Source organism: Rhizobium sp. J15 (assembly GCF_002531825.1).
In the GTDB taxonomy this organism is placed as follows: Bacteria; Pseudomonadota; Alphaproteobacteria; order Rhizobiales; family Rhizobiaceae; genus Rhizobium.
The window spans coordinates 137512-149197 of sequence record NZ_NWSX01000008.1 but is presented as its reverse complement, the minus strand read 5'-3'; the positions used below and the strand labels follow the sequence as shown (position 1 = coordinate 149197).

At 64.0% G+C, this 11686-nt stretch carries 12 protein-coding genes; 7 read left to right on the top strand and 5 right to left on the bottom strand.

The annotated features are described in order from the left end of the window. Positions 1 to 17 precede the first annotated feature (17 nt). The 6 genes from CO670_RS09830 to CO670_RS09805 all read left to right on the top strand — a co-directional run bounded on the left by CO670_RS09830 (position 18) and on the right by CO670_RS09805 (position 6198). A complete protein-coding gene (locus CO670_RS09830; RefSeq protein ID WP_003544544.1) occupies positions 18 to 212 on the top strand; it encodes a hypothetical protein in 195 nt (64 codons plus the stop codon). Positions 213 to 337: 125 nt separating this feature from the next. Next, positions 338 to 1333: a P1 family peptidase gene (locus CO670_RS09825; RefSeq protein ID WP_097590154.1), complete on the top strand. Its 996-nt coding sequence runs from the start codon at positions 338 to 340 to the stop codon at positions 1331 to 1333. Positions 1334 to 1535: 202 nt separating this feature from the next. Then, positions 1536 to 2456, top strand: coding sequence for a LysR family transcriptional regulator (locus tag CO670_RS09820; protein ID WP_097590061.1), 921 nt, complete (start codon positions 1536 to 1538; stop codon positions 2454 to 2456). Between the two features lie 144 nt (positions 2457 to 2600). Continuing rightward, entirely contained in the window at positions 2601 to 4127 is a 1527-nt protein-coding gene (locus tag CO670_RS09815) for an ABC transporter substrate-binding protein (protein ID WP_176538911.1), read from the top strand. A gap of 257 nt (positions 4128 to 4384) precedes the next feature. Then, positions 4385 to 5332 (top strand): ABC transporter permease, encoded by a 948-nt coding sequence (locus CO670_RS09810; protein WP_097590059.1) that lies wholly within the window; start codon positions 4385 to 4387, stop codon positions 5330 to 5332. Between the two features lie 2 nt (positions 5333 to 5334). After that, positions 5335 to 6198 (top strand): ABC transporter permease, encoded by an 864-nt coding sequence (locus CO670_RS09805; protein WP_097590058.1) that lies wholly within the window; start codon positions 5335 to 5337, stop codon positions 6196 to 6198. On the opposite strand, the gene CO670_RS09800 is transcribed toward CO670_RS09805, so the two are convergent. The 3 genes from CO670_RS09800 to CO670_RS09790 form a co-directional block, all read right to left on the bottom strand. Then, a complete protein-coding gene (locus tag CO670_RS09800) occupies positions 6199 to 7056 on the bottom strand; it encodes an NlpC/P60 family protein (protein ID WP_097590057.1) in 858 nt (285 codons plus the stop codon). It lies immediately after the preceding gene. 10 nt (positions 7057 to 7066) lie between these two features. After that, the gene (locus CO670_RS09795; protein WP_088676486.1) at positions 7067 to 7417 is read right to left on the bottom strand and encodes a MarR family winged helix-turn-helix transcriptional regulator; all 351 of its coding nucleotides are present in this window, start codon (positions 7415 to 7417) and stop codon (positions 7067 to 7069) included. 114 nt (positions 7418 to 7531) lie between these two features. Further along, positions 7532 to 8923 (bottom strand): M17 family metallopeptidase, encoded by a 1392-nt coding sequence (locus CO670_RS09790; RefSeq protein ID WP_097590056.1) that lies wholly within the window; start codon positions 8921 to 8923, stop codon positions 7532 to 7534. Between the two features lie 144 nt (positions 8924 to 9067). On the opposite strand from CO670_RS09790, the gene CO670_RS09785 reads away from it, so the two are divergent. Continuing rightward, positions 9068 to 9904: a tetratricopeptide repeat protein gene (locus CO670_RS09785; RefSeq protein WP_097590055.1), complete on the top strand. Its 837-nt coding sequence runs from the start codon at positions 9068 to 9070 to the stop codon at positions 9902 to 9904. 7 nt (positions 9905 to 9911) lie between these two features. On the opposite strand, the gene CO670_RS09780 is transcribed toward CO670_RS09785, so the two are convergent. Next, the gene (locus CO670_RS09780; protein WP_097590054.1) at positions 9912 to 10544 is read right to left on the bottom strand and encodes a LysE family translocator; all 633 of its coding nucleotides are present in this window, start codon (positions 10542 to 10544) and stop codon (positions 9912 to 9914) included. Positions 10545 to 10699: 155 nt separating this feature from the next. Next, a complete protein-coding gene (locus tag CO670_RS09775) occupies positions 10700 to 11686 on the bottom strand; it encodes a type II secretion system F family protein (RefSeq protein ID WP_097590053.1) in 987 nt (328 codons plus the stop codon).

Genomic DNA, 11686 nt, shown 5'->3' with positions numbered 1-11686 from the left:
CGGCAGGAGTTCTATCTATGAAGAAGCAAGTTATCGAATATGCAGGCGTCCCCGTCGGGATCGTCATTCCGGATGAAGACCGGCTGAAGTTCATCGCCGTGAAATTCCACGTGCACGACCTCGACGAGCAGCGGTTCGGCTCGCCCGACGAGGTGCGGCTGGCGATTCACGATCTGATGACCCGCCGTCATCCGAAGCCGCTTCATGCCTGACGGCATGCGGCCGCTGCCGACTTTCGCGGCTTTTCCGATGTGACCGGTCCTGCCACAGGGCCGGTCTTGTTTTTTGAGGTCAATTGCAGTCCTATCGGCCGGATCAGCGCCACCAGGATCAGCCCTTGCCCGATCTTCTCAATCTGCTCACCGACATCGAAGGCGTTTCCGTCGGCCATGCGAGCGACCTCGCGCTCGGCTCCGGCGTCACTGTTATCGTCTTCGACGAACCGGCCGTCGCATCCGGCACGGTGCTCGGGGGCGCGCCCGGCGGGCGCGACACCAGTCTGCTCGACCCATCCATGACCGTCAGCGCCGTCGATGCCTTCGTGCTCTCGGGCGGCTCCGCCTTCGGACTGGATGCCGCAGGCGGCGTGCAGTCCGGCCTGCGCGAAGCCGGTCGCGGTTTTGCAGTCGGGCCGGTCAGGATTCCGATCGTGCCGCAGGCGATCCTGATGGACCTGCTGAACGGTGGCAACAAGGATTGGGGCCTTCACTCCCCCTATCGCGACATGGGTTATGCGGCATTGAAGGCCGCCACCAAGGGCGCATTCGCGCTCGGGACCGCCGGCGCCGGCACGGGAGCAACGACGGCAACCTTCAAGGGCGGGCTCGGCTCGGCGAGCGCCGTCAGCAGTGCCGGGCATCGTGTGGCGGCAATCGTCGCCGTCAATGCGCTCGGTTCGGCAACGATCGGCGACGGGCCGCATTTTTGGGCGGCGCCCTTCGAAAAGGACGGCGAATTCGGCGGCCTCGGCATGCCTGCGGCAGTCGACCATCGGATGCGGCTCAAAGGGATGAGCGGACCGGCGACGACGATCGGCGCGGTGGTGACCGACGCGCAACTCACCAAGGCCGAAGCGCACCGGCTTTCGCTCGCCGGCCATGACGGCCTTGCCCGGGCGCTGCTGCCGGCGCACCTGCCGCTTGACGGCGACACCGTCTTCGCCGCGTCGACGGCCAGGCATCAAAGAGACGATATGGCAAGTCTGATGGCGCTTTGTCATCTTGCCGCTGTCGTCATGGCGCGGGCAGTGGCGCGCGGCGTCTACGAGGCAACCGCCCTTCCCGCCGAGGGCGCGCAAAAGGCGTGGCGCGACCGCTACCCGAACCGAAGCTGATTGAATAAGGTCGCAGCCGTACAGACTAAAGCACGTCGCGATCTTTCAGATTCGCTCCCCGTGCTTTAGGTCTTTGTTTTTACGCGTGTCGTTATCGCAAAACCGCGCACACTTTTGCGCGACACGCTCTAAGCTGAAGCGCGACGAGCGAACCTGAAAGGTTGCGACGCGCTCTAGAATGCCGAATGGCGGAGAGACGTGAATGCAGATCCGGGCGCTGATGTATTTCGACGAGCTGGTCAGAACCAATTCCATGCGCCAGGCCGCCGAGAACCTCAACGTCGCGCCGACGGCGATCAGCCGTCAGATCGAAAACCTCGAATCTCATTTCGGCGCGCCGCTCGTCGAGCGCAGCTCGCGCGGCGTCAAGCTGACGGCCGCCGGTGAGCTGCTTGCCGCCCGCGCCGGGCGGACGCTGCGTGAACTCGATCACGTCCAGCAGCTGATCGAAGATCTTAAGGGGCTGCAGCACGGCCATGTCAGCATCTATGCCAATGGCGCCACCGTCACCAATCTGCTGGCGCCGGCGCTTGCCGAATTCAGCCTGCAATATCCAAAGCTGCGCTTCAAGGTGACGATCACCAGCGCGCGGCAAGCGGTCGACGCCGTCAGCAGCGCCGAGGCGGATATCGCCGTGACGCTGTTTGCGCCCGTCATGTCAGGCACCAAGGTCCGGCTGCGTTCCGAGATCGCCTACGATCTGATCGTCACGCCGCAGCATCCGGCTGCCGCTGAGGCCGATATCACCCTGAGGAAGCTCGCCGACTATCCATTGGCTCTGCCGGAGCACTCCTTCGGCTTCCGCCAGGCTTTCGATGCGCTGATCGAGAAGGAGGGGCTGGAGCTCGATCCCGTCTTCGTCACGAGCTCGATCGAGATGCTGAAGGAGCTCGTGCTCAGCGGTGCTGCGGTCACGTTGCTGCCGGCGCTTGCCGTTCGCCGCGAAATCGAAGCCGGCCAGCTGCGTGCCATCCCGCTTGCCGGCAAGACCGGCATCCGCACCCATGTCGATCTCTGCGTCGCGCCGGACCGGCAGCTGTCTTTCGCGGCGGCGACGCTGGTGGATTTCATCGAAAATTTCATGGGCAACCGTACGGGTGACCGGTCGAAGACCAAAGGCTAGCGCCTGCCCTTGCATTGTCGTCGGATTTGCTGTGTAGCTGTTTTGGCTACACAGAGCGCTAAAAATCATCATAATGTGTGCATCTGGTAAGCCGCAGCCTATTGATGAAGGCCTTCGCCCCGTGCACGGCCGGACAGGGATATGATGATCAAGCTTTCCTTCACTTCGGCGCGCTTCGCCCGGCAGTTTTCCCTCAGAGCCGTGCTTTCGGCGGGACTCATGATGGCGGCGATGGCGCCGGCCGAGGCGGCGAAGACCACTCTCAATCTCGGCATGAGCGTCGAGCCGACCGGCCTCGATCCGACGATCGCCGCACCGGTCGCGATCGGCCAGGTGACCTGGCAAAACGTGTTCGAGGGCCTCGTGAGGATCGACCAGGCCGGCAAGGTTCAGCCGCAGTTGGCGAAAAGCTGGGAGATTTCACCGGACGGGCTGACCTATACGTTCAAGCTGCAGAGCGGCGTCAGATTCCATGACGGCGAAGCCTTCGATGCCGCTAGCGCCAAATTTTCACTCGACCGCGCCCGCGGACCAGATTCGGTCAATCCGCAGAAACGCTTCTTCGCCTCGATCGCCTCCATCGACACGCCCGACGCCGAAACTCTGGTGCTGCACCTCTCGGCGCCGACCGGCAGCCTGCTCTACTGGCTCGGCTGGCCGGCCTCGGTGATGGTCGGGCCGAAGACGGCGGCCGAGGACAAGGTGACGCCGATCGGCACCGGCCCGTTCAAATTCGCGGGCTGGGCGAAGGGCGACAAGGTCGAGCTCGAAAGAAATGCCGATTACTGGAACAAGGACGCGGCCGCCAAGCTCGACAGGGTGACCTTCCGCTTCATCGCCGATCCGCAGGCGCAGGCCGCGGCGCTGAAAGCCGGCGATCTCGATGCGTTTCCGGAGTTTGCGGCACCCGAGCTGATGAGTTCCTTCGACGGCGATACAAGGCTCGTCACCAGGATCGGCAATACCGAACTCAAGGTCGTTGCCGGCATGAACAACGCCAAGAAGCCTTTCGACGACAAGCGCGTGCGCCAGGCGCTGATGATGGCGATCGACCGCAAGACGGTGATCGACGGCGCCTGGTCCGGCCTCGGCACGCCGATCGGCAGCCACTACACGCCGAACGATCCGGGCTATCAGGATATGACCGGCGTGCTTCCCTACAACGTCGAGAAGGCCAAGGCGATGCTGGCCGAAGCCGGCTATCCCAACGGCTTCACCTTTACGATCAAGACACCGCAGATGGCTTATGCGCCGCGCAGTGCCGAGGTGATGCAGGCGATGCTGGCCGAGATCGGCGTGACGATGAATATCGAGCCGACGGAGTTTCCGGCGAAATGGGTCCAGGACATCATGAAGGACCGCAACTTCGACATGACGATCGTCGCCCATGCCGAACCGCTCGACATCGATATCTACGCGCGCGACCCCTATTATTTCAACTACAAGAACCCTGACTTCAACGCGCTGATGAAGAAGGTTCAGGAGACCACCGATCCGGCTGCGCAGAATGCGATCTACGGGCAAGCGCAGAAGATCCTCGCCGAGGACGTGCCGGCGCTCTACCTCTTCGTCATGCCGAAGCTCGGCGTCTGGGACAGGAAGCTGAAGGGGCTGTGGGAGAACGAGCCGATTCCGTCCAATGTGCTGTCCGGGGTTTCGTGGGAAGAGTGAGGCAGATTGAGCGGTATGGGGATGAGCGAGGAGAAGCCGCATAGCGAATCGTTCGATGGTGGTCACCGCGCTTCCCGCCCCTCATTCCTGTGCTTGTCACAGAAATCCAGTGCGCCCAAGTCCTTGGGCGCGGGAGACTTCCTTTCTCGTTTGAAAGTCACTCACGGCGCAGACGCGCCGTGGCTGAATTCCTGTGACAAGCACAGGAATGACGGTGGATGGGGTGGCCGTCCCACCACTCCGGCAGCGTGGCGCACATGATAGCACTGCTCGCCCGCCGCTTCGCCGGTCTTCTCCTCACCCTTCTCATCGTCTCGCTGCTGATCTTCACCGTCATGGATCTCCTGCCCGGCGATCCCGCCTCGATTATGCTCGGCACCTCGGCAAGCCCGGAGACGCTGGCGGCGCTGCGGCACGATCTCGGGCTCGACCAACCGCTCATCCTCCGTTACGGACAATGGCTGACCGGGGTATTTTCCGGCGATCTCGGGCAGTCCTATACTTATGGCGTCCCGGTCGCGGCGCTGATCGTCGAGCGGCTGGCGGTGACGCTGCCGCTGGCGCTGATGGCGATCGTGCTTTCCGTGGCGATCGCCCTGCCGCTCGGCGCGCTGGCCGCCGCCCGGCGCGGCGGCATCCTCGCCGTCATCGCAACAGTCTTTTCGCAGGTCAGCATCGCCGTGCCCGGCTTCTGGGTCGGCCTGCTGCTGATCATCCTGTTTTCCACGACGCTCGGGCTGATGCCGGCAGGCGGTTTCCCGGGCTGGAGAGCCGGCCTTCTGCCGGCGTTGCAGGCGCTTGTTATGCCCGCCATCGCACTGGCAATGCCGCAGGCCGGCGTGCTGACGCGCGTGGCGCGTTCCGCGGTCCTGGAGACGATGCATGAGGATTTTGCCCGCACCGCGGTGGCCAAGGGGCTTTCACGCAGCGCGGTGCTGTGGCGGCATGTCGTGCCGAATGCGCTGATCCCGATCCTCACGGTGATCGGGCTGCAATTCACCTTCCTCATCGCCGGTGCCGTGCTGGTGGAAAATGTCTTCAATCTGCCCGGCCTCGGGCGGTTGGCGCTTCAGGCCCTTGCCCAGCGCGATATCATCGTGATGCAGGATGTCGTGCTGTTCTTCGCGGCTCTGGTCATCGTGATGAATTTCATCGTCGATCTCTCCTATCTGGCGATCGACCCCCGGATGAGAAAGACGGTCTGAGCATGGCGCCCGTCATCTCCTCCGCTCCGACCTCTCGCCGCCGGGCTTTTAAACTTAGCCGGCGAATGAATTTGATTTCAGGGGCCGTCATCATCGGTATGCTGATCGCCGTCGCACTCCTGTCGCTCGTCTGGACGCCGTTGCCGCCGGCGAAAATGCAGATCGTGCACAAGCTCCAGCCGCCGCTTGCCTTCGGCCTGCTCGGGACGGATCAGTTCGGCCGCGACGTGCTGTCGATGCTGATGGCGGGGTGCTGGAACTCTCTGTCCATCGCCATCACCGCGGTTGCCATCGGCGGGACGCTCGGTTCGATCGCCGGCATTTCGGCAGCCGCGCTCCGCGGTCCGTTCGAAGCACTGCTGATGCGGATCTGCGACGTCATCTTCGCATTGCCGCCGATCCTCTCCGCCATGATGCTCGGCGCCTTTCTCGGGCCGGGGCGGTTCACCGCGATCACCGCGATCGCGGTTTTCATGATTCCGGTCTTTGCCCGGGTGACGCTTGCGGCCTCGCTGCAGGCCTGGAGCCGCGACTATGTCACGGCGGCGCGCGCCATCGGCAATACGCGGCTTTCGATTTCGTTGCGGCACGTGCTGCCGAACATCTTGAGCGCGATCATCGCGCATGGCGCGATCCAGCTGGGGCTCGCGATCCTGACCGAAGCGGGTCTGAGTTTTCTCGGGCTCGGCATAGCGCCGCCGGCGCCGAGCTGGGGCCGCATGCTTGCCGATGCGCAGACCTATCTGGGGCCGGCCCCTTGGCTGGCCATCCTGCCCGGCCTTGCCATCGCGCTTGCCGTCTTCGGCTTCAACATGCTCGGCGACGGGCTGCGCGATCTCCTCGATCCGCGCGAGGCCAACCGCTGATCAGGCGATCGGGCGGCGATAGCCGGTCGGCTGCTCGTAGAGCGAGCCGATGCGCCTGACGGCGGCCTCGAAATTCTCGCGCGCCACCGTCATGCTGTAGCCATTGGCGTGGACGATCGTTTCCGGATCCTCGAAGACGGCGACGTGCCCTTTCCAGAACACAAGATCGCCGCGGCGGACTTCGGAGCGGTCGATCGGCTCGCCGAGACCCGCCGCCTGCATGTCGGTATCGCGCGGCGCATGTCTGCCCGTCATCAGCATCGCAAGCTGGACGAGGCCGGAGCAATCGATGCCGAGGCCGGACCGTCCGCCCCAGAGATAGGGTGTTTCGAGAAAACGGGTGACGATGTCGACATAGTCAGTCCCGTCGAGCGCGCCGATCGGCTGGACGTGCCTCGAAAAGAGCGCCGTTCCATCCTCCAGCACGACATAGTGATTGCCCCGCGCTTCCGCCTCGCCTGCGACATGAACGCGACTTCCCATCGAAAGGATGGCCTGGTGAGGCTTGCGCAATTCCGGTTCCGGATAGACGAAACTGCGTTGTACGGTGACGATATGAGTCGGCGCCGGCTTGCCTTCTAAGAGCGTTTCTACGGGGAGATAGCCGACGTAACCATCGGACGCGGCTTTCACCCAGCACCAGCCGCCGGCGCGATCGAAAACGGTTGCCTCTTCGCCCAGCAGCAACTCGGTATCGATGCCGCGCGCAAGATCCGGTGCAGGGCGCAAGGCGACGAGGGGAACGGCGACCCGCGCAGGGACGCCTTCGACGAAGCGCGACGCCTCGACCTTGCCTTCGAGCCCCGCTTCCGCGAGATCCGGCCGATAAGCATGCAGGCGGCGGTCGAGTATCGTCATCGGTGTCCTTTCAGATCGGCAGTCTGCGACCCTGATCGCGGACGAGATCGCCGAGCTTTTCCAGATAAAGCGCGCCGCCGACGGTGCGCTTGATGATCACGTTGCGCCGGTCGGCGTCATCGCGCACGCGATCGACCAGGCCCATCTCGCCCATCGTATCGAGCGCGCGGGTAATGACCGGCTTGGTGACGCCGAGCGTGGCGGCAAGCCCGCGTACCGTGTGCGGCGGCGGCACCAGATAAATATGCAGCAGGATCGCCATCTGGCGCAACGTCAAATCGCGGTCATCGTGGCGCACCTGATCGAGCGCCACGCCATGCCAGAGCCCCAGGGCCTGCGAGGCGGTCAGTTCGATCGGCACGGCCCCTCCGGAAAATCGTTACGCTAGCGTTCCATTTTCCGGCAGTTGCCATGCACATGCAAGGGGCGGCAGAAACTGCCGCCTGTCAGGGTGAATAAAATTTTAACGATCGCTCTATCTCACGGCCTGGCGAATATGGTGGAAGAGCGCGCGAATCGCCTGCGCCTCGCCGCCGCCCGGTGAGTGCGGCCGCTCGGACTGGGCCCAGCCGTAAATATCGAAATGCGCCCAGCTCTTCGTCTTGCTGACGAAACGCTTGAGGAAGAGTGCGGCCGTAATCGCCCCCGCCATGCCGCCGGCCGGGGCGTTTGTCAGGTCGGCGAATTTGGTGCGGATATCCTTTTCGTAGCCGGCGTAGAGCGGCAGGCGCCAGATCGGATCGTCGGTTTCGAGGCTCGCCTCGGTCAGGTCATGCGCCAGATTGGCGTCGTCGGTGAAGAAGGGCGGCAGATCCGGGCCGAGCGCGACGCGGGCAGCCCCCGTCAGCGTCGCCATGTCGATCAGCAGGTCGGGCTCCTCCTCGTCGGCATAGGCAAGCGCGTCGGCAAGGATCAGCCGGCCTTCGGCGTCGGTATTGTCGATCTGGACGGTCAGCCCCTTGCGGCTGCGGTAGATGTCGCCGGGACGGAAGGCATTGGACGAGATCGCATTTTCGACGACCGGGACGATGACGCGCAGATCGACCTTCAGCTTGGCGTCCATGATCATCAGGGCAAGGCCCATGACATTGGCCGCGCCGCCCATATCCTTCTTCATCAGCAGCATGGAGGCGGCTGGCTTGATGTCGAGACCGCCGGTATCGAAGCAGACGCCCTTGCCGACGAGGGTCACCTTGCGATGGCCCTTCTTGCCCCAGCGCAATTCGAGAAGGCGTGGCGCATCGGCGCTGGCGCGGCCGACGGTGTGGACCAGCGGGAAATTCTGCTTGAGCAGATCATCGCCCGATATGACCGACATCTCCGCCTTGTAATGCTGGGCGAGCCCGCGGAAAGCGGCTTCGAGCTGCTCCGGCCCCATATCGTTGGTCGGTGTATTGATGAGGTCGCGGGCGAGAAAGACGCCGGCGAGCTGGCGCTTGATATCGGCGGCGTCGGCATCCCGGGGGATCATCAGCGTCGCCGCCGTCGATTTCTCGGATTTATAGCGGTCGAAACGATAGCTGCCGAGGCCGAAGCCGAGGGCCAGGCGATTTGCCGTCAGCGGCGCGGTCTCGATGTGCCAGTCGCCGGCCGGCAGCGCACGCGCCAGCCTGCCGGTGATGTAAGGCAGTTCGGACGGATTGATGCCGAGACCGTAAAGCGCGCCGCCAAGATGGCCTTCGGCCGTGGGGATCAGCAGCAGCGATCCGCTTTCGGCCTTGAACCCTGCCTTTTTCGCCCAGTCGAGCGCGATCGGATCGATCGTGCCGGTTTCGATATGGGCGGGGGTGACGGCAAAGATCGGCAGCGTCGATCCGCCCTTCGTGTTGAAGGGGGTCGGTCTCTCGATAAACTGATAGGGGGCCATGATTGTCCTTCGGCGGTCGTCAGGAATCACTCCTTAACGGTCTGTTAGGGTTAACAGACTATTGCTGGAGTGAAGATTGCGTCAAACCTTTCCCTGTTCCGCGTTCGAGGTCAGGCGCCGATTTTTGGAATCCGGGAACGCGTCATGCCTGCCTCGCTCACCACCACATTCACCAATCGTATCCTGCAGGGTGCCGCGGCATCGCTGGTCGTCCTGGCGCTTGCCGGCTGCTCGACCACCAAGGACCGGATGACGACGGGTTCGGTGCCGAAGATCACCAAGCCGGTCGAAGAGATGGACGCGACCGAGCTGCGCTCGGCGACGGACCGGCTCGGCCAGGCCTATGAGAAGAACCCGCGCGATCCCGTCAACGGCGTCAATTATGCCAATCTGCTGCGCATGAACGGGCGCGATGCCCAGGCGCTCGCCGTCATGCAGCAGGTGGCGATCGCCAATCCCGGCGACCGCAACGTCCTGGCCGCCTATGGCAAGGCGCAGGCCGCCGCCGGCCAGTTCGAGCAGGCGCTCAACACGATCGGCCGCGCCCAGACGCCCGACCGTCCGGACTGGCGGCTGATCTCGGCCGAAGGCGCGATCCTCGACCAGATGGGCAAGGCAACCGACGCCAGGAAGCGATATCGCGACGCACTCGACATCCAGCCGAACGAACCCTCCATCCTGTCCAACCTCGGCATGTCCTACGTGCTGACCGGCGACCTGCGCACGGCCGAAACCTATCTGCGGTCCGCCGCCAGCCAGCCGACCGCCGACAGCCGCGTCAGGCAGAATCTTGCCCTCGTCGTCGGCCTGCAGGGACGCTTCCCCGAGGCCGAGCAGATCGCGCGGCGCGAACTTTCGCCGCAGCAGGCCGATGCCAACGTCGCCTATCTCAGAAGCATGCTCTCGCAGCAGAACTCCTGGCAAAAGCTCGCCGCCAAGGACAAGACGCCGGGCGCCGCGGATGGCGGCAATACCAACTAAATAGTGTTCAGCGGACGCTGAGGCCCGAAAGAATGAGACGCAGGCCAAGGCCGCCCATGACGGCGCCCGCGGCCCGGTCGATCCAGCCCTTGGCGTGGAGATAGAGCCGTCGCGGATGGCGGGCCGAAAAGGCGAGCGCCACGATCGAATACCACCCCGCCTCCACCGCAAAGACGCCGAGCGGCAGCGCGACGACCAGATCGAGCGGCACTTCCCTCGGCAGCAATGCCGCAAAAAGGCTGGCATAGACGATGATGGTCTTCGGGTTGCTGAGCTGCGTCAGCAATGCGGTCACGAAGCTGCGCAGAGGGGCACTATGGCCATTGACGGCGTCGGAAACTTCGAGCGGTTCGCCCGCACCCTTCCAGATATTGACGGCGATATAGACAAGATAGGCGCCGCCAGCGACCTTGAGCAGCACATAGAGCCATTCGAACTGCGACAGCAGCGCCGTCAGACCGGCGAGCGCCAGCACGGCAAAAACCACGCCGCCGGCGCCCATGCCCAACGCAGCCGCAAGCCCGTCCAGCCTCGAACGGGAGATGGCAATCCGGGAAACGACGACGAAGCTCGGGCCCGGGCTCATCGCGCCGACGATCAAGGCTGCCATGATGCTGATGAAAATGCCTGCGGAAGACATCGAAACCTCTCTTTCGAGACCGGATGAAAGCCGGGGGCTGGAGTGCATCCGCGCCTGCCGGTGATCATCCATCCTATCTATCAGCTATGCCGGCGCCGGTCACGCAGGTTGGGTCTTCGATGTCGCGGCGCCCGCTTGCGGCGCCGGAATAACCGTCAGAACCTGTCGGCCACCTGGATGCCGGCCGGGCCGAGAATGACGGCGATCAGCACCGGCAGGAAGAACAGGATCATCGGCACCGTCAGCTTCGGCGGCAGCGCGGCTGCCTTCTTTTCCGCTTCGTTCATGCGCTCGTCGCGGCCTTCCTGGGCGAGAACGCGCAAAGCCTGCGCGATGGGGGTGCCGTAACGGTCCGCCTGGATCAGCGCCTGGGTCACCGAACGCACCAGCTCGAGCTGCGTGCGCGTGGCGAGATTTTCGAGCGCCACGCGGCGATCGGGCAGGAAGGAGAGCTCGGCCGTGGTCAGCACCATCTCCTCGGCGAGCGGCGGCGACTGCTCCCCGAGTTCTTCGGACACGCGGCGCATCGCCGCCTCGATCGAGATGCCGGACTCAACGCAGATCAGCATCAGATCCAGCGCATCCGGCCAGGCGCGCTTGATCGAATGCTGACGCTTGGTCACGCGGTTCGAGATATAGATGTTCGGCGCATAGAAGCCGAGATATCCGATACCGATGACGGCCAAGAAGCGCATGGGCATGCCGCGATCGGCCAGCCCGCCGAGACCGAAGACCCAGAAGGCGGCAAGCGCCAGGAAAAGGAAGGGCAGCAGGAAACGCGCCGCGAGGAAGGTATTCAGAGCATTTTCCGAGCGGAAACCGGCTGACTTGAGCTTGTTGACCGTATTCTCGTCGACGAGCGCCTTGCGCAGGTTGAAGCGCTCGACGATCTGGCGGACCGGGCGGCTGTTCTGGGTCCTCAGCGACGCCTTGCCGACGCCGGGTTCCGCGTTCATCCGGGCGCGTTCGCGGGCGCGGATCTGTTCGCGCTCGGTCGACACGGCCTTCATGCGTTTGTTGAGATCGCCACGCTCGAAGAAAGGAATGGCGATCGTGTAAAACGTGGCGAAAACCGCGATCGCGACGAAAACGGCAATCAGCATGCTCGGATTGGTCAGCGTTGCGGCAAGGTCCTGCGACAT